We start from the raw sequence: 17913 nt of genomic DNA, 5'->3' as shown, positions 1-17913 counted from the left end.
TTTTAAACCTATAAGGATTTTTTTTATGTCATCACATGGAAAGATTTCGTTCAGTGCAGCCGTCTTGATGGGCTTGAACATCATGATTGGTGCAGGTATTTTTATTGGTCCTAAATTTATGGCACAGTATGCCGGTACTTGGGGATTTTTGGGTTGGCCACTTGTTGCAGTTTTGCTGTTTCCAATTATTTGGAACGTATCACAGGCGGCGCTTATTTTTCCAGGAGAAGGTGGTTTTTATACCTACTGTTCTCAAGGTATCAATCCAACGGCAGGGTTTCTTGCTATCTGGGGATTTTTCTTGGGCTACATAGGTGCTGTTTCCACGCAGGCAATGGTCATTAAAGATGTGCTTATTAAACAAATAGGTATAGGCTTTGTTGAGCATAATCCCGTCATTTTTTACATTGGATTTTTTGTGTTGCTCGCACTCCTCAACCTCATGAGCATTGAAGTAATTAGTCGCATTCAAAGTTGGGCAACCATCTTTAAGATAATGCCTCTTTTCTTTGGTGTTGCGTTGATTGTTTTCTACTGGTCACCATCACTTACATTTCCAATGTCTGATCTCTTGCGTGTTGGCTCAACAATACCGTTTGCAATTTTTGCTTACAATGGCTGGGAATGTTGCACAAGTATTGGTCATTTAATTGAAGGTGGAACCTCTCGTGTTCCACGCGTCATGATGACCGCATTTTTTATTACCGCAGCATTGTATACGCTCTTTCATTTGAGCATGACGTACATCATGGGAACCGAAAATCTTATTGCCTTTGGTGCCATAGAATTTCCACGCTTTTTGGGTCTTAATAGCGGGCTGACCTTTGTTATTCAGACTTTAATTTCATATGCTATTTTGCTCATTTATATGAACGCATCGTATGGTTCATGTGTTGCAAACGTTTCAAGCTTTGGTTCGTTGGTTAGTCGTAAGCTTGTATTCGGTTCCGCATGGTTGAGCGAGACCAATGCAAATGGTCGTCCAATTCGGATTATCTTTTTAAACAGCATCCTGGTTTTCTGTTTAGTAATGTTTGTTGGTGTTGAAGCGGCGCTTATTGCGTTTACCTGCTTAGGTATTAGTATTGCATTTTTCTTAACACTCCTTGCGCTCTTTTTTCATTACTGGAAGAGCAGAAACTATCTGCAACTTGCTATTGTTAAACTTGGCTTTGCATCATGGCTTTTCTTGAACTATTTTAACTGGACAACCTTAAGCCCAGATCCTATGATGCGGTTTGTCTATTCTGCCCCATTAACTCTTGGTCTTCTTGCAGGGTACGCTATGTTTAAAATTAGAAAATCTCAGATGCAAGGATAAGGATAATGCAATCTCCTCAGATCCCCTTTTGGATCGCTATTGTTATCAATATTAATATAGTAATTGGGAGCGCCTTCTTTTTAGGCGCTCCGCGTATTGCAGCGCTTGGTGGTATGCTTGCACCATTAGCCTGGCTTTTGTGTGGCTTGCTTTTGCTGCCTTTGGTATTAGTTCTTGCTCGGTTAGCACGAGAATATCCAACAGCTGGCGGCATTTATGTGTACAGCAAAGAGCGTTTGGGTAACATCTGGGGATTTTTGAGTGGTTGGGGTTATTTTATTGGAACAGTTGCAGGAAACGCAGCGGTTATTCACGCCTTTAGCCACCAGCTTCACCAGTCAGCAAATATTTCTGCTTGTTTAGTGGCGTGGAATATCTCGGATGCTTGGGTTGATGCATTATTGGTGATACTGTTCACGCTTTTTAATTTACTCAACGTTGCTTTTTTTGAGCGCCTACAAATCACTTTCACCGTCATTAAATCGATTCCTTTTTTGTTGCTTTTGATTGCAGCACCGGCGGTGTGCAGTGTTCCGGTAATGGGTGAAATTTCATATGATATCAGCGGTTTACTTTCGGGCATTCCATTCGTTCTTTTTGCTTATATTGGCATTGAGGCTTGTTGTGCCATTATCGATCAAATTAAAGGTGGGCATCGTGCAGGTTCACGCGCTATTTTGATATCATTTTTCATTATTGTTTCAGTCTATACCTTATTTCAGGGAATTTTGGTTTGTAGTGGTGACTCTTCAGTAAATGCATTTTTTAATATTTTGCCTCGTTTAACGTCAAACCACTATCTTATTGCGTGGGGAAACAATATTGTTTTCTGTTCTATCCTCACATCATTTCTTGCCGGATTTTACGGCATGTTTTACTACAATAATTGGAACCTTTATGCCATGGCACAGGAACGATCAATTCCAGCCTCTTCATATATAAGTATTAAAAATCGACATGGAGTTCCATGGGTTTGCGTGTTGGTGCAATCGTTCTTAGTGATGGCGGCAGTTTTTGCGTTACAAACGAGTCACGCATTGGTTACTGTGGGTGATTTTGGTGTACTGCTTGCCTACGCATTGTGTGTTTTTTCAGCACTCCGTTTGCGTGCATCATTGGTAAGTGTTGCTGCTCTTGCAAGCTGTGCAGTGCTTATTTACATTTGTGCGGAAGGTTTATGGCAAGATGGCATACTTGCGTATATGCCATTTATGGTTGTTATGCTTGCAGGTGTTATACTCTATGTTCTTGCACAGCTGCTTAATTCACGCAGGTTCCTAAGTCGATAAATTTTAGATCAGATGCATTCAACAGGGCTGCGTTACGCATGGCGCCAATCATCGTCTTGGTAACTGGTTTTCGGAGTTGCTTAATAATCATCTGAAAATTTCTAGGGAATTGGGCTGGCTCAATTCCCCATCCCCCAAGGTTTTGTGGAAGTGCAATAAAATAGAGCTCATTAAAAGACATGAGTAATGTTGTGTTCGCTTGTAGGCTAAAATCTTTTTGACATATTGGGCGGCGTTCAAAGGTTATTTTGCCCAAAATGTTTTCTTCTAAATCTAACACGGTCCATTCTGTGACGCTTTGCGCTAAGTAAGCATGCGAACCATTTGAAAGTTGTATAGAGAAAAACTCTCCTGTTTCATGAAAATAAGTTCGCTTCATAATAATATTGAGCTCGTTAAATATAATTTTATCACCCAAGCCAGCATTAATGCTCGTGCTATTCTTAATGAGCCAATCCCACTGGTCGGCGTAGTATTTTGGTTGTGTAGGGAGTTGTGGATCAATAACGTGGATGGAATAAATGCCATGACGGATCATTTGATAGATGTCACTCCCTCCAGCAAGATAGACAATCGTCTTGCCGTGATCGGCTTCTTCTTTAAGAGCATTTAAACTTTCTTGATGCCAATGCTTCCAGCCGCTTCCTGCAAGCTTATCCCACATGACTGCATACATCATTTTGACAATTGCATGGTCTTGTTTATTTAAAAAAAGCTGCTGAAATGTAGGTGCTGTTTGCGGAGAAAAGCAGAATTCAAAAAAACGATTTGCAAGGGCAAACATAAGTTCTAGATGAGTTTGTTCGTTGTCATGTGCAAGTATGAGCGCTGCAAGTGCTGTGTGAGCATTAATTTGTTCAATCATTGAGGCATTCGATACATCGGTAAAACCATTAACTTTAAGTAACTTTATAAAATTGTGGATATTATTTTCTGCTTGAGTGGTTAGATCCTCTAGATTGTTTGTAAAAATATTTGGCAGCACTGTTGAAATGTGGTGACCATGTTTGTTGATGGTATTATCGCTCAGCGGTGTTAAAAAGTCTGAAAATGGTCGAAGCTTAGTGAGGTTGTGCTCATAACATTTCTTGATTGCTGGGGCTCTATTTGTTTGGCAAAATATTTGTGCCAGATTATGGTCAGGAAGAACCTGTTGCCAAGAAGACCATTTTTTAAAAACATCAGATGCTTGTCGAACTTCTGCTGCGTTGAGCGTGCTTGTTGTAAATGCAGCAAAGCAAATAATAGTTATACGAAAAAACATGAGTAATTATCCTTACGATGCGTCAGAGCCAAAATTGATAAACTTAAGATTTGCAACGTTAAGCAGACCGGCAATACGCAAGTTGCACAATTCAGCTTTGCCTATTGGCGTTCTGAGTTGCTTAACAAAGAGTTTAAATGAGTCATCAAATTGAGTGACATCAATTCCCCAGCCATTAAGTGAGTCAGGCATGGCAACATACGTTGCTTCGTCGTACGACATCATTAATACTTGGTTTGCATGAGGCACAAAATCATTTTGTGTTGTAAGGCGCCGTTCAAGTGTTACGCTGCCTAATTTTTGTTCATGCTTATCAACAATATTCCATGTTGTGCAGGTGTGGGGAAGCTCTTGTAATGTCCCATTTGAAAGCTTGGTTTGGAAGCGACCGATCTCTTGATGTGTTGTACGACGCATGGTGATTTGGTTGCAGTCAGAACCAAAACGTATTTCATCTCCTAAAAGACCTTTGATTAAAAAATCCCAGCCTTCGGAATAAAAGCGTGTTTGAGTTGGAAGAAATGGGTCGATAACTCGTATTGAATAAATACCTTTTTTCAGTAAGGCGAGTATGTCGGAGCCTCCTGCTATGTAGACAATTTCTTTCCCTGCATCAGCCTCTTTTTTCAAATCAAGAATGCAATTTTCGTGCCAATGCTTCCAGCCTTCGCCAACAAGGTGATGCCAAATAATTGAATTTAAAAAACGCGCAATAGGGTAATCGATTTGATTTGCAAGAATTGATTGATAGATTGGAGCGGTCTGCGTACCAAAGCACCCTTCAAAAAGTCGGTTACCGAAAGCAAAAAGTGATTCATCTTCAGATATTTTATTTGTATCGGTAAAGAGAAGTCGTGCAAATGCTTTATATTTTTCAATAACATCAAGTGTTGGCCTTTGTGTCTCTTGATCATTATCCTCTTGTGATGTAAATCCATTGAGTCTGAGGCATTCAATAAATGATTCAAAGTCTTCATCTACTAAGTGGTATAAAAGCCCCAATCGATTTTTCATCGTTTCATCAAGCGGAGGTTTTAATTGATAGCCATTTTCATTAATGTGATTATTGCTCAGACCACTTAAAAAAAGATTAAAAGTCTTGAGTTCCGCAAAGTTGTTTTCATAATTTTCTTTGAAGGCAAGCAAGAAGTTGTCATTAAGTGATTGTGCTTTTTTTTCAAAATTACAATCTTGGTAAACCTCCTGACAGTCAATCCATTTACGAAAAACATTCGTTGCTTTTTCAACCTGTTTTGCCTGGACTATTGTTATTGATGCAAGCATAAGTGTTGCAAGGCTGGATGCTTTGCCAAAGCGATGAATCATAAAACTAATCTCCTTTTTAAGCTCGATTCACGTCTTTTTAGCAGCAGCTTATCAGGCTCAACGATGTTTTCAAGAGAGAGATTTTATCCAGAAATCGTGGCAAATAAAAAAAGGCCCCAACTTGGGGCCCATAAGTATTTTATAAAAAAAGTGATTTATGAAATAAAAATTTTTAGCTGCGTGGAATCAATGTTCCACCGGTAACCAAACTCAGGCCTCCTGTAAATCCAAGTGGAATTCCAATCATTAAAATTCCGCCAGGAGCATTTGTAAATGGTGCATAGAGCGTAAAGACTGAAACAGGTAGGGCCATGAGTGGTGGAAACAGCGTAGTTAATGAAACATCAATGCCTGTGCCAAGTTCAAGAATTTTATTTGAATTTTCAAAGTTAAGATCACCGGTAAAAAAGATGAAATTTAAGTTGTATGAAAGTGCATATTTTAATCCAACTGATTCAATTGAAGCATCGTAGTTTCTTATTTTTACATTGCCTTCGTTATCTTTAAAAACAGCAGTAAAATTTGGATTTTGAGTATTCCAGATAAGACCAAGATTCGGGTCACATGCAAAAGCAAAACCAGATACTTTGTAACTACTCAGTTCTTTGCTCAGAAAGCCAAGAACTGAACGTAGCGATGTTTGCGCTGCTTGAGGAATATTTGCTCCATATTGATCCATAACAGTGTTAACAAACAGTTGCAGTTCTTCTTGTTTAAAGTTATTTGCAGGTTTTGAATGTACCTTTTTTTTAAGGTCAGCGATAACTGTTTTCTCAAGTTCAGATTTATCAAGTGCAGCATCAACTACCAAAACGGCATCGTCCATTGATTGAAGTTTTGCAGGAAGTGCTGCTCTATTGGGAGTCGAAGTTATATCTTCTGTTAACTGAAGTTCTTGAGGGAAAGCCTCTGTGGTTAAAGTTGCATCTTCAATTGAGCGAATTTTTTTAGCGACTGCAATCTTGGGAGTATTTTTTGCCGTGCAATTAAAAAGCAATGTTATCGCAAAAATTCCACCCATAAAACCGGATAAAAACCTTTTTTGAAACATAAATTCCTCTCTCCAGAAATAATATTATTATTTTTTACCTAGTTGGAGTCTATAGAAAGAATATGAATAAACAAGCTCTAACAATTTTGCTTGATTGCAAAAAAAAGACCCCAATGAGGGGTCTTAAAAAGTCTTATAAAAAGAGCACAATTTTTAACTCATACGTGGAGTTAAGGTTCCACCAGTAACCATGCTCAATCCCATTGATAAACCAAGTGAGCCACCAATCATGGTTATTCCGCCGGGGGCATTTTTAAATGGAGCATGCAGTGCGAGCAGTGAAAATGGTAAAAGAATTGGCAATATGCTCGTAGAAATATCAACGCCCGTTCCAAGCTTAAGTACTTGGTTAGAATTTTCAAAATCAATATCACCAGTAAAAAAGATGAATACAAAGTTAAAGCCCAGCGCAATTTTTAAGCCAACGGAATTGATCAAACAATCAAAAGTACGTTTTTTTATTTTTCCCTGTGCATCTTTGAATACAGCGGTGAATCGAGGGTTTTGATTGTCATTCAAAAATCCAGCATTGGGGTCAAATGCAAAGGCAACTCCTGAGATATTATATTTACTGAGTCTTTTACCCAAGAAATTGAGGACCGATTGTAGTGAGCTCTGAGCATCTTGAGAAATGCCTGGTTTATATTTACTCAAAACAAGATTGATAAATGCTTGGAGCTCTTCTTCAGCAAAATGACTTGCAGGTTTTGAGTTTATTTTCTTTTGAAGGCCTGTGATAATTCTGTCTTCGAGGTCAGATTTACCAATAACATCGTTTACTGCAAAGACAGCGTCGTTGATTGAATTAACCGAAAGAATAGCTTCTTTTTGAGTGGATAATTGTGTTGCTTCTGTGGTGTCTTGTGCGCAGCAATTTATGAGTAATATTATCGATAAGAGTGTATTTATAAGGGCTGAAAAAAATCTTTTTTTTATCATTGTTTCTTTTCGCAAAATAGTAAAATTATTTTTTATCTAAAATAGGCCTCAACGTGAGGCCTATAAAATTACTGACAAAAGTATTAAAGTTTTTAGCTTATGCGTGGAGTGAGGGTTCCACCCGTAACCACGCTCAAGCCGCCGGCAATACCAAGTGGAATTCCAGCCATTACAATACCGCCCGGAGCATTTTTAAATGGTGCATAAAGAAAAAGAAGTCCTGGCAAATATTCGGAAATTGGTCGAAGAAAACTACCTGAAATGTCAATGCCTGTTCCAAGTTCAAGTACTTTGTTTGATTCTTCAAAATTAACATTACCAGTAAAGAAGATGAAATTTAAGTTAATTGAAAAAGCAATTTTCAGGCCATACGAAGTGATGAGCGCATCGAAAATACGACTTTTAATATTGCCCTGTTGATCTTTGAATATCGCGGTAAAGCTTGGGTTTTGAGTGTCGCCGATCAATGCTACGTTAGGATCGCATGCAAAAGCTACACCTGAAACATTGTACTTACTGAGCTTTCGGCTTAAAAAACTGAGCACGCCGCGCAAAGCTGCTCGTCCGTCACGAGAAAGATCTGGACCGTAGGTATTAAGAACAAGATTAACAAATGCTTGCAACTCTACTTCGTCAAAGCTATTTGCAGGCTTTGAGTTTATTTTCTTTTGTAAGCCGGTAAGAACTTTTTGCTCAAGATCACCTTTTTCAAGAGCTGCTTCAATCGTTGCAATCGCCTCTTCCATAGATTTTGGCTGAGCGGATGTAGATTGAGAGGAATCTTTTGTTGGCAACGGTACAGTGTTCGACTCACTTTTTGCGGTGCAGTTTATGAATAACATTGCTGCAAAAACGACACTCATAAGGCTTGAGAAAAAGCTTTTAGAATCCATTTTTTTCTTTCCAAAAATACCATTATTATTTTTTTTACACAATGGGAGTTTATAGAAAGATTGCAAATATGCAAGTCTTGAGGGAGGGCTGTTTTAAAAGTAATCACTCTTCTTCTGTGTGATTTCCTAGGTCATCCTTGCTTTCAAAAACAAGAACCTGAAGAACTCTTTTTGGACTTGCTTGCTGAACTTGAAAGCAGAATCCTTCGTAAAAGACGCGCTCGCCTTTGCGTGGCAAGTGCTGCAGGCTTTCTGTAAGCCATCCAGCAAGGGTTACGGAGTCTTCGGCATTGAATGTTATGCTAAATTCATCTTCAAGATCTTCAAGGTCAGTGCCGCCGTCAATAAGCCAACCACCTTTTTCAAGGGGAACAATTGAGGCATCAACGACTTCGTGTTCATCAGTGATATCGCCTATAATTTCTTCAACGATATCTTCAAGGGTAACAAGACCTGCAACGCTGCCATACTCATCAATGACAATAGCCATGTGCATGCGTTTTTTGAGGAACTCACTGAGGAGCTGATTAATTTTTTGGGACTCGGGTACAAAGAGCACGGGGCGTACAAGCTTGATAAGATCAATGCTTTGATTCTTAAGTAAAATCTCAAAAATATCTTTTTGATGCACAATTCCAACAATATTATCTTCACTGCCGTCGTATACAGGAAGACGTGAATGGTGAGATTGGTTAAATTCTTGAATTGCTTGTTCAAATGTAGCCCTGGTACTTAACGCGATAATTTCGGTTTTTGGACTCATAATCTCTTTGACATGTGTTTGCCCCAAACTAAAAATGTTTTGCAACATTTCAGTTTTCTCTGTTTCCATAAGTCCTTTTTCATCGCTGTAATCAATAAGGAATTCAATCTCTTTCTCTGAAACATCATCATGTTTTTCTAAGATATGTGGTCCACCAATACGTGAACAAACTGCATCAGCAATGTGCAAGAGAAATGAGACGACTGGATAGAAAACATGATACAAGATATTGATAAGCCATAAAAATGAGGCAAATAGTCGCTCATGATGCGTTTTAGCAAAGCTTTTTGGAATGATTTCACCAAAAATTAAAATCATAATCGTTGCCAGAGCAACACCAAATGCAAGACCGATGTTTCCAAACAAGTGCTGCATAATTTCTGAAATCAGAACGGACGTGAGCACATGTGCGAAATTATTAGCAATCAAGATAGTAATTAAGATACGTTGGGGATTTTTTTCCCATGACGCAAATAAACTTTTGTATTTGGCTACACTGAGTTGTAACTCTTTAAGCTTAAAAAGTCGAAGTGCGGTAAACGCTGTTTCAAGAAATGCGAATAGCGCTGAAAAGGTAAGTGCCGTAAAAAATAATATAATTTCGGTCAAAATGGACATAACTAAACTCCTATATTCTGAGTTGCTTCTTGTCTACTTTACCGGTTGCATTCATTGGAAGGTCATCAAGACAAATAAATTTACGTGGGATTTTATACGATGCCAGATTATTGTTGCATAAATCGCGAAGTGCTTTTTCAAGATCTGGTGTGCGGTTTTTTACCGCAACATAAGCAACAGGAACTTGTCCTGAAGCCTCTTCTTCATGCCCGATAACAGCCGCTTTAAAAACAATAGGGTGCATGAGGAGGATGTTTTCAATTTCAGCAGGATAAATATTAAACCCTTTATGAATGATTACATCTTTAATTCTACCGGTAATTGCGAGATTTCCACATTCATCAATGGATGCTAAATCTCCGGTATTAAGCCAACCATCACGTAAAACAAGATTTGTAGATTCTGGAGATTTATAGTAACCCATCATAACGTTTTCACCCTTAATCCAGAGTGTACCAATATTTCCTTGTTTTACCGATACGCCCTCTTCATCCCGAATATCACATGTAAGCCCTGCTACAGGTTTGCCGATGATATTTGTAGCCAAACTGGTATTTTGTTGATTTACACCAACAACCGGAGATGCTTCAGACAGGCCATAACCTGAACAAATTCTTCTACCATAAATGATCGCAAAGGCTGCTCTAATTTTATCGGGCAGCATATCTGCTCCTGAAACAAACAGCTTAATTGAATCGAGGGGTGCGTTTTTCATAAGGCAGAGGAGGCCGTATAAAGCGGGAAACCCAAAAAATACAGTAGGCTTTTTTGCAAGACCTTCAAGAATAAGTTTACGATCAATTTTGCGTACAATCACAACGCTTGATCCGGTCATAACAGGAAGCCATAGACAAGTGTTTTGAGCAAAAACGTGAAAGAGTGGTAATACACAGAAAAAACGCTCTTTATCGGTAAGTCCGCAGAGCATGAATCGAGCATAGCCTTGCATGGTGTTGGTTAAAATATTTCGCGATGAAAGCATAACACCCTTGGGAGAGCCTGTTGTTCCTGAGGTGTAAAGAAGAGTGCACATTTCATCATAACCAAGATCGACTATTGAAAAATTGTGCATTTCTTGATCGGCTGTTTCTGGCAACTTGCTTTCTATATCAATATCACTTGAGCTCAATACCGGTGGGAGTGTGGCAAGAGCACCCCCTGTAAGAAGTTTTTCAATGTTTGGGATAAGCGATGATGATGCAGTAATAAGCTTAGGCTCAGAGTCTTGAATAATGTAGACAAGCTCTTTTTCGTGTAAAAAAATGTTAACAGGAACAACAACAGCGCCAACTTGCCACGCAGCAAAATAAGCGATGTAGAGCTCAACAGAATTTTCAAAAAAGAGTAAAACTCTGTCGCCTTTTGTAACATTCATAGCTTGAAATTTTTTACTCAAGCAGATTGAGCGATAAAAGAATTCTTTATATTTTAAAGAACGATCTTTATCGATCAATGCATCATTTTCAGGATAGAGCTTGTATGCTTCGTGCAGAATTCTGCCGGCATACAAGCCATTTGGGTCGATGTTGAATCGTTTTTTGATTTGCTCAAAATAGAATGCATCATCTACAGGAGATGTTGTTTCAAAAAACAGAGCTTTAATGTTTTGAAAAGTACCCATAAAAAACCGTTTTATCATAGTATAGTAGAGCACAGGTGTAATTATTCCTCGTATTTAATGACGTTAACCGGGCAGATGTCGGCTGCCTCTGTAATGAGTTCAGCATTTTCTTTAAGGTCAGCGTTTTCGATAACTTCGGCAACATTCTTAACCTTGAAAACCTTTGGACAAATCTGCTCGCATGTTCCGCATGAAATGCATCCAGGAGTAATGTACACTTTTTTCATAACAAAAGCCTTTTTCTGATCAATCTAAACGGTATCTGAATACATTCTAAAAAGTAAGCCTATCACGATCACTCACTTGGATGCAACAGCATTGTGTTAGAGTTTAGTGATCTTTATCATCTTTTTTATTTAAAAATGAAAAGATGTCATCGCCTTCTTCATCATCATCAGAAGAGCAACATTTTCCTGTGCCACATCCGCCGCCAGTTTCACATCCACCAGAGCAAGATCCACAGCCATCTTCTTCATCTTCGTCATGCTCGCCGTCTTCATCATCTTCACAGCCATCAGCATCTTCTTCGCCTTGGAAGAGAGATTCAAGATAGAGTTCAACTTCTTTAGAATTGCCTTCTTCAAGCGCATCTTTTAGGTCGGCAACCATTGCAAGAAGTTGATCTTTAGCAACTTCAGATTCGCGTGTAATTTCATCTTTGAAATCGGTTGTTTCAAGAATTTCTTCTTGTTCATCAATCAAAGCATTTAAAAGTTCAGTAGCTTTTGCAGCATCTTTGACTTCACGAATTTTTTTGAGTGCTTTAATGTGCTCAGTCAAAAAGCTAATGTCCCCACCAGCATCTTCTGTAAGCTGTTCAGCTTGACCAGCAAGAATGTCATGAATGTTTTCAAGCGTTTCAACTTCTTCTTCATCATGAGCAGCATCTATTTTCTTGGTTACATACGCAAGAAGATCTTCAAAAACTGTTTGGCATTCTTGATGAGCTTGACGTTGCTTCTCAAGTAAAAATGTTGTTTGTTCGATTACTTTTTCTAGTTTTGACACTACGGGTACCCTTCGAGTAATAAATATTATCTGTTAGAAAAGTTCAGTTCTATAAATCAGTTTAACTTGTTTTTAATCATATTGCCAGGGCATTTCATGGCAGGTTTAATTATGTAAAATAGAGCTTATTTTAGCTTAAAAATCGCTTTTTTCTTCAAAAATTTTGACTAGATTAGATATTTTATAGTGGTGGCGTGCTGCTAGAATAGGTTCCTGTTCAATAATATTTTTTATTGAAAGGGCAACCAGAGAGCCTCCTTCAGTTTGAATAACCAGATATTCCCTTCCTATGCTTGCAGTAACGGCTTCACGGAAATCGGTTATAGTTTTGATCGGAATCTCATTAACCGTGCTGATGATCAGGTCTGCAGAATTGAATGACTCTGTTTTATGTGCCTGAGAGTCAGGTAGTATGCTGGTGATGCAAACACGAGGTTCAAGCTGTTTGTCGCTTTCTTTGTACTTAATCATTGATGAGGCTTTAAGTTCAGAGCCCCCCATTTTTCTTAACATTTCTCGGGCAACATAAAGATAGTTGAGGGTAAATTGCCCGACAACTAAGCCTCCAATAATTTCATATTCAGGCATTTCTTCGATCCATGGATGGATATAATCAATAGGATTTGGTTGGCGAGGAGTGACAAGATACTCAAACGTGAAATTTTCTCCATTCCGAAAAATGGTACAGCAGGCAGTTGACTTGAATGCCAATCGATTGAGATAGGTACCGAGCGTAATTTTGCGCATTGTCCACGGTGACTCAAGGTAGCCATGACGATCGATATCCAAACCATCAATTTGATGGAGAAGATCCCCCTTCTGTAATCCAATGAGTTCTCCAATAGACCCTGCCTTAACGTTAGAGATATAAACGCCTCTGTTATAAGGAGATTCTAAGTAGCGGAGAGTTTGTTCTGTTGTTGGTTGTATTTCTAAACCCCAGTAGGGGCAGCGAACAATTGGTTGCTCAAAAAAAGTTTCCATCATAAGCATGACGCTGTTGATAGGGATGAGGTATCCAACACCTTCGGTATCGACTCCTTTGAGTGAACAAATTCCAATAACATTGCCTGCTTTATCAAGAAAAGCTCCACCAGAATTACCTGGATTCACAGGAGTTGTGGTTTGAATGCATTCTCCAATAGAAGTATTTTCTCGTCCTGCGACAATGCCAAGGGCGCTTTTTAAATTCTCTTGGCCTAGGGGAAATCCAAGCGTCATAATCTCTTGCGCTTCGCAAAGCTTGTCCGAGTCGCCACATTCTAAATAGGGAATTGTATCTTTTTTTAAATGGCTCTTTAATCGCTCACATGATTCTGGAGTCAGTCTGAGTAATGCAATATCGCGCTCAGGACATCCACTGACGTAAGAAAGTTCAAACTGCTCTCTGCCTAGTGCTGGGTGATACATAATGATAACTGACGCCAAGTTGATGACATGAAAATTTGTCAGAATAAGCCCTTCTGGACTTATGCAAAAGCCGCTTCCCGTACTCAGTTGACGGTCAGGAGATTTAAATGGTTCACGAAAATTAGGAATACTAACGTATGAATAGATCTGAAAAACAGCATCTTTGGACTGCTTGCAGATCTCTTCCCATGAATGAGCATTTTTGAGTTGATGTAGAGCAGTCTGTTGAGGTGCAAACTTTTTGGTCAGATCATTATTGAGGAGCTTTTCGCTTTTTGCCTCGCATGCACCGAATGCTAATCCAATAATAACAAGAGCTCTGTATACATTGTTCAAACAAAATTCATTCATTAAATAACCTTCTTTAACTCTTTTTTAGACGTATAAAAATAATATTTTTTAGGAAGTTCTATTTTGACGTTGACTGAGTATAGTCTGAAGCCCTTTTGTTAAATGCTCAGAGGTGACTACTGTAGCATTTTCTTTGACTGCTGCAAACGTGGCCTGATTGATTAGATTGTTTAAATCAGCTCCACTTAAGCCAGCCGTTTGGACTGAAAGTTTTTCGATAAAGGACTTTTCTACTTGAACTGACGGTAATTTTTTAATGTAAAGTTCTAAAATTGCCTGCCGGCTTTTTTGGTTAGGAAGCGGTATTTTAATAATGCGATCAAACCTGCCAGATCGCTTGATTGCAGGGTCAAGCGCCTGTGCATTATTGGTTGCAGCAAGAACGATAATTGAAGACTCGGAGTCAAATCCATCCATGAGGCATAAGAGCTGATTGAGGGTTTGAAGCCGTTCTTCATTGGTCCCACCAGTTCTTTTTGAGCCAATCGCATCAATTTCATCAATAAATATAATTGCAGGTTGTTTGGCTGATGCTTTGGTAAAGAGTTCTCGAATTCGCTTGGCTCCAACGCCCACATACATTTCAATAAAAGCTGATGCTGATTCATAAAAAAAGCTACATCCAGCTTCTTGAGCAATTGCTTTGGCAATGAGTGTTTTTCCTGTTCCAGGTGGACCTTCTAGTAAAATTCCGCGTGGAGGTTGAGCTCCAAGGGCTTGGTATTTTTCTTTTTCTTTTGCGTATGAAACGACCTCTTGTACCTGGCTAATCACTTCATCAATCCCTGCTATATCTTGAAAAGTTATTCCAGATTTTTGAGCTTGATTTGATGTGGGGGCTTGAGATGATCCCTGAGTAGCTTGATTATCTAAAGCTTTGAGTGGGCGTTTTCTTTTGTAAAAAAGATTAACAGCTCCACCAATAAGCGCATCTTTTGCTTGAAAAAGGCGACCTATAGGGCTAAAGAATATTACCTCGTTTGTTAATCTTATAACCTTACGTTTCTTATTGGCAAGCTCTTGCTGTTCTTCTGGAGTAAGGGGCGCTTTTTTGGGTGTTGAGTACAAGTTAGCGACTATTAATCCCAAGAAGAAGATAAATACAAAAATTTTTTTCATGAAAACTAAGTCCTCGTGTAAAGCAAGTTTTATTAATAATAGAGCCCTAGTCTAAAAGATGATTTAGAAATAGCAAAAGCCTTAATAAAACCAATCTTTTTGCTATTTTTAGATTTTCAAATAAGATTGTAGGTAATTGATTTAATCTTATTATGTATTAGTTTTATTTAATTAATTTTTATTCAATTTGAGTATTTTTTATAGGGTCTTTATGTTGAGAGTTGCAAAATCTGTATGTACTGTGATCTTAGCCTCGTTTTGTTTTTTGTTGATTGGTTGTGCTAAATATACACCTCGTCCATTGCAAAGCGTGCTGAGCAAAGCAAAAGAACAGAATGATGTAAGAGTTAGTGCAGCATTGCTTACCGAGCAAGATTGTCGTTACTACTTTAGTCGAAGAGTTCTTGAAAAAGGTTATCAGCCTATTCAGCTGTACATTCAAAATAACAGTACAAGCTCATATGTATTTGATGCAGCTCGATTAAATATTCAAGTTAAAGATCGTGATGTTGTGGTAAAAGCTCTGCAGCTTAATACCGCAAAGCGTGTCGCTCAGTATGCAATTCCTGGTATCTTCATGGGAATATTTTTGATTCCTGCAATTGTTGAAGGTGTTAAATCAAGTCAGGTGAATAAAGAGCTGGATAGAGATTTTGCCAAGCGCGTGATTAGTAGCAATTCGCGCATTGTCATTGCGCCCGATTCTACGTTTAACAAAGTTATGTTTGTTCGAGCAGATGATATGCATCACGAATTGAATGTTGAGTTAGCTTGTCGTAAAACAAAAGAAAAGCTTAACTTTGCTTTGCATATTTAACTTATTATTTTGAAATGATACTTATGAGGTGCGTGAGATCTGATGCGCCGTATTCTGTCTTACGCATTTTCTTTTTATTTTGGAGAAGTTTCATGTTAAGAAGTCGGAGCAGTGCCTTTTTTGTTGTATTTACGTTAGCTGTCTTTTTATTGAGTGGTTGCTCAAAATCTAAGCCACGTACATTACAGCAAGTACAAAAAAAGATAAAAGACAGTGTTGCGTTTGATAAAAAAAATGTACTTGATGATCGCAGTATAGCTGCAAAGATTTTGGATGAGGAAGATCGTCAGAAGCATTTTGGTAAAAAATATAATCAAACTCGCTAGCGTTTTTTAAAAGCTACGATTGTAAAGCAGGGTAAACTTTATTTTATAACAACCAAAAATTAAATTTCAAACCCGCTCTTCCTGAGTACCAGTCATAGCTTTAGCGAAGACTGGTGTATCGAAGGATATGAGCGGATCCTTATAAACTAAGAAGAATTGCTCATGTCCTTCGATACATTTTTGCTACACTACGTTGCGCAAAAACACTCAGGATGAGCGATTTGATCAATACATATAAACTTATCGAATTATCGAGTTCGCATTATGATAGATTTTTTTGTTTACATGCTTGAGTGTAGTGATGGGTCTTTTTATGTTGGTCATACTGATGATCTTGAGAAAAGACTATCCGAACATAACTCAGGAAAAATTGATGGCTATACAGCTACTCGGTTGCCCGTAGCTCTTGTCTATCATCAACCATTTCCAACTCGAGACGAAGCTTTTACTGCCGAACGAAAAATTAAAGGTTGGTCGCGTGAAAAGAAAAAGGCTTTAATAAAAGGGCAATGGTTCGAAATAAAAAGGCTTGCTAAGAAAAAATTTCAATAAAATAAGGATTCGCTCATATCCTTCGATACATTTTTGCTTCATTACATTACGCAAAAACACTCAGGAAGAGCGGATTGAGTGATCTGAGAGTATAATTGAGAGAATAAGTTTCGTTGATTTTTTGTCAGCGAAACTTATTCTGAGTTAATCGAGTTCGCGCCAAACTAGATTAACTCTTCTTCGTGAAAAGTCTCATAACAAATTTCTTGGTAGTCTTTTACATAGACCAGGTGCACAAGTCTATTGGAATCTTGGATAATCGATGGGTAACAAAATACAGTATTTTGATCTTCAGACTCAGCAATAGTTTTTATTTGTTCCCATTCTTGAGCCAGCTCATCTTGAGGTTTCATAAGAACAAGTCTGTACCGCTTACTTCCTACAATATCATTATAAGCCAATAATGTTGTTCCATTGATAAGTGTAACGACGTCAAGGCTGGAATCGCAACCTGCAAGCACCGTTGGTGATGGTTGTGTCCATGTTTGACCATGATCACTCAAGACAGACGTATAGATGTTTGCAAGATTTCTTACGCGAAAAAGCATTCGTAGATTATTTCCTGTACGGAAAATTGCTGGTTGTTGGAGTATTTCATTCAAATTTTCTCTGCAAATAAGATCACTTACTTCCCATTGGGTAAGATCAGCATTTGCTCGTTCAGTACAACTAGCACGAAAATTCCAGCTTCCTCGAGTTGCTGCAAAAACAAGCGATCCATCCGCAAGTTCAACTGGTTTGCACCGATGCGGTCCGGTTGCGCCATACGGAGCAAGGCAGCGTGGTGTCGACCAGGTTGCTCCATTGTCATCAGAGCTTTTAACATATCCGGTCCAATTTTCAGTGCTTGTTCCAACTTTGTAAAAGAGGTGAATTTTTCCGGTAGAAGTTTTACAAAGCACAGGGTCAAGGCATGGGACCGGAGTTCCAGCTTTAATTTCTTGGCTTGAGGCAATAACTACTGGAGCGCTCCAGCTATTTTCGTCTTGGCTCAAGCGAGAAATCCAGATATTGCAATCGGTTACTTCTTTGTTGTCAGGATTAAGAACTTTTGTTCCTGCATAAAAAGTAAGTAAGAGCTCGCCAGGATTGCCTTCAATAATCGTGGGAGCGTGCATTTGTGTCATGTTGTCGCAGAGCTGAAGTGACGGCGTTGCGTGCGCGCATGTAACAAGTAAGAATAAGGATAATAAGACAGACAAGGTATTTGTTTTTTTATAAGAGCTTTTATTCATGACAGATTTT

Annotated in this window: 17 protein-coding genes; 5 read left to right on the top strand and 12 right to left on the bottom strand. The window is 38.6% G+C overall.

Features of this window, described 5'->3' with window-relative positions:
• The first annotated feature begins 25 nt into the window (after nucleotides 1-25).
• Nucleotides 26-1321, top strand: a complete 1296-nt coding sequence (locus JST56_04715; protein ID MBS1988269.1) for an APC family permease — start codon at nucleotides 26-28, stop codon at nucleotides 1319-1321.
• A gap of 5 nt (nucleotides 1322-1326) precedes the next feature.
• Nucleotides 1327-2610, top strand: a complete 1284-nt coding sequence (locus tag JST56_04710; protein MBS1988268.1) for an APC family permease — start codon at nucleotides 1327-1329, stop codon at nucleotides 2608-2610.
• Here JST56_04710 and JST56_04705 read toward each other — a convergent pair.
• The 11 genes from JST56_04705 to JST56_04655 form a co-directional block, all read right to left on the bottom strand.
• A complete protein-coding gene (locus JST56_04705) occupies nucleotides 2582-3874 on the bottom strand; it encodes a hypothetical protein (GenBank protein ID MBS1988267.1) in 1293 nt (430 codons plus the stop codon). The genes JST56_04710 and JST56_04705 overlap by 29 nt on opposite strands.
• A 12-nt stretch (nucleotides 3875-3886) precedes the next feature.
• Nucleotides 3887-5200 (bottom strand): hypothetical protein, encoded by a 1314-nt coding sequence (locus tag JST56_04700; protein ID MBS1988266.1) that lies wholly within the window; start codon nucleotides 5198-5200, stop codon nucleotides 3887-3889.
• Between the two features lie 172 nt (nucleotides 5201-5372).
• On the bottom strand, nucleotides 5373-6251 hold the full coding sequence (locus JST56_04695; protein ID MBS1988265.1) for a hypothetical protein: 879 nt from the start codon (nucleotides 6249-6251) through the stop codon (nucleotides 5373-5375).
• A 153-nt stretch (nucleotides 6252-6404) separates the two neighbouring features.
• Entirely contained in the window at nucleotides 6405-7190 is a 786-nt protein-coding gene (locus JST56_04690) for a hypothetical protein (GenBank protein MBS1988264.1), read from the bottom strand.
• A gap of 92 nt (nucleotides 7191-7282) precedes the next feature.
• Nucleotides 7283-8083 (bottom strand): hypothetical protein, encoded by an 801-nt coding sequence (locus JST56_04685; protein ID MBS1988263.1) that lies wholly within the window; start codon nucleotides 8081-8083, stop codon nucleotides 7283-7285.
• Nucleotides 8084-8186: 103 nt separating this feature from the next.
• Nucleotides 8187-9464, bottom strand: coding sequence for an HlyC/CorC family transporter (locus JST56_04680; protein ID MBS1988262.1), 1278 nt, complete (start codon nucleotides 9462-9464; stop codon nucleotides 8187-8189).
• Between the two features lie 10 nt (nucleotides 9465-9474).
• The gene (locus JST56_04675; protein ID MBS1988261.1) at nucleotides 9475-11085 is read right to left on the bottom strand and encodes an acyl--CoA ligase; all 1611 of its coding nucleotides are present in this window, start codon (nucleotides 11083-11085) and stop codon (nucleotides 9475-9477) included.
• Nucleotides 11086-11126: 41 nt separating this feature from the next.
• Nucleotides 11127-11312, bottom strand: coding sequence for a ferredoxin (locus JST56_04670; protein MBS1988260.1), 186 nt, complete (start codon nucleotides 11310-11312; stop codon nucleotides 11127-11129).
• Nucleotides 11313-11415: 103 nt separating this feature from the next.
• Nucleotides 11416-12093: a hypothetical protein gene (locus JST56_04665; GenBank protein MBS1988259.1), complete on the bottom strand. Its 678-nt coding sequence runs from the start codon at nucleotides 12091-12093 to the stop codon at nucleotides 11416-11418.
• Between the two features lie 135 nt (nucleotides 12094-12228).
• Nucleotides 12229-13854 carry a trypsin-like peptidase domain-containing protein gene (locus tag JST56_04660; protein ID MBS1988258.1) on the bottom strand — a complete coding sequence of 542 codons (1626 nt, stop codon included), beginning with the start codon at nucleotides 13852-13854 and terminating at the stop codon, nucleotides 12229-12231.
• A gap of 48 nt (nucleotides 13855-13902) precedes the next feature.
• Nucleotides 13903-14973, bottom strand: a complete 1071-nt coding sequence (locus JST56_04655; protein MBS1988257.1) for an AAA family ATPase — start codon at nucleotides 14971-14973, stop codon at nucleotides 13903-13905.
• Nucleotides 14974-15184: 211 nt separating this feature from the next.
• On the opposite strand from JST56_04655, the gene JST56_04650 reads away from it, so the two are divergent.
• The 3 genes from JST56_04650 (at nucleotide 15185) to JST56_04640 (ending at nucleotide 16668) form a co-directional block, all read left to right on the top strand.
• Complete coding sequence (locus tag JST56_04650; protein MBS1988256.1) at nucleotides 15185-15790, top strand: hypothetical protein; 606 nt, start codon at nucleotides 15185-15187, stop codon at nucleotides 15788-15790.
• 92 nt (nucleotides 15791-15882) lie between these two features.
• Nucleotides 15883-16116, top strand: a complete 234-nt coding sequence (locus JST56_04645) for a hypothetical protein (protein MBS1988255.1) — start codon at nucleotides 15883-15885, stop codon at nucleotides 16114-16116.
• A gap of 267 nt (nucleotides 16117-16383) precedes the next feature.
• A complete protein-coding gene (locus tag JST56_04640; GenBank protein ID MBS1988254.1) occupies nucleotides 16384-16668 on the top strand; it encodes a GIY-YIG nuclease family protein in 285 nt (94 codons plus the stop codon).
• Between the two features lie 164 nt (nucleotides 16669-16832).
• Here JST56_04640 and JST56_04635 read toward each other — a convergent pair whose 3' ends face one another.
• Nucleotides 16833-17903: an exo-alpha-sialidase gene (locus JST56_04635; GenBank protein ID MBS1988253.1), complete on the bottom strand. Its 1071-nt coding sequence runs from the start codon at nucleotides 17901-17903 to the stop codon at nucleotides 16833-16835.
• Nucleotides 17904-17913: the final 10 nt, after the last annotated feature.

Source organism: Candidatus Dependentiae bacterium, assembly GCA_018266175.1.
Taxonomy (GTDB): domain Bacteria; phylum Babelota; class Babeliae; order Babelales; family RVW-14; genus JAFEAY01.
Note: the sequence above shows the minus strand (reverse complement) of the source record. Positions and strands in the feature narration are given on the sequence as shown.

What these genes read in the sequence shown, in the direction of transcription:
- JST56_04715 (MBS1988269.1), top strand. Translation starts at nt 26, where the DNA reads ATGTCATCACATGGAAAGATTTCGTTCAGTGCAGCCGTCTTGATGGGC.
- JST56_04710 (MBS1988268.1), top strand. Translation starts at nt 1,327, where the DNA reads ATGCAATCTCCTCAGATCCCCTTTTGGATCGCTATTGTTATCAATATT.
- JST56_04705 (MBS1988267.1), bottom strand. Translation starts at nt 3,874, where the DNA reads ATGTTTTTTCGTATAACTATTATTTGCTTTGCTGCATTTACAACAAGC.
- JST56_04700 (MBS1988266.1), bottom strand. Translation starts at nt 5,200, where the DNA reads ATGATTCATCGCTTTGGCAAAGCATCCAGCCTTGCAACACTTATGCTT.
- JST56_04695 (MBS1988265.1), bottom strand. Translation starts at nt 6,251, where the DNA reads ATGTTTCAAAAAAGGTTTTTATCCGGTTTTATGGGTGGAATTTTTGCG.
- JST56_04690 (MBS1988264.1), bottom strand. Translation starts at nt 7,190, where the DNA reads ATGATAAAAAAAAGATTTTTTTCAGCCCTTATAAATACACTCTTATCG.
- JST56_04685 (MBS1988263.1), bottom strand. Translation starts at nt 8,083, where the DNA reads ATGGATTCTAAAAGCTTTTTCTCAAGCCTTATGAGTGTCGTTTTTGCA.
- JST56_04680 (MBS1988262.1), bottom strand. Translation starts at nt 9,464, where the DNA reads ATGTCCATTTTGACCGAAATTATATTATTTTTTACGGCACTTACCTTT.
- JST56_04675 (MBS1988261.1), bottom strand. Translation starts at nt 11,085, where the DNA reads ATGGGTACTTTTCAAAACATTAAAGCTCTGTTTTTTGAAACAACATCT.
- JST56_04670 (MBS1988260.1), bottom strand. Translation starts at nt 11,312, where the DNA reads ATGAAAAAAGTGTACATTACTCCTGGATGCATTTCATGCGGAACATGC.
- JST56_04660 (MBS1988258.1), bottom strand. Translation starts at nt 13,854, where the DNA reads ATGAATGAATTTTGTTTGAACAATGTATACAGAGCTCTTGTTATTATT.
- JST56_04655 (MBS1988257.1), bottom strand. Translation starts at nt 14,973, where the DNA reads ATGAAAAAAATTTTTGTATTTATCTTCTTCTTGGGATTAATAGTCGCT.
- JST56_04650 (MBS1988256.1), top strand. Translation starts at nt 15,185, where the DNA reads ATGTTGAGAGTTGCAAAATCTGTATGTACTGTGATCTTAGCCTCGTTT.
- JST56_04645 (MBS1988255.1), top strand. Translation starts at nt 15,883, where the DNA reads ATGTTAAGAAGTCGGAGCAGTGCCTTTTTTGTTGTATTTACGTTAGCT.
- JST56_04635 (MBS1988253.1), bottom strand. Translation starts at nt 17,903, where the DNA reads ATGAATAAAAGCTCTTATAAAAAAACAAATACCTTGTCTGTCTTATTA.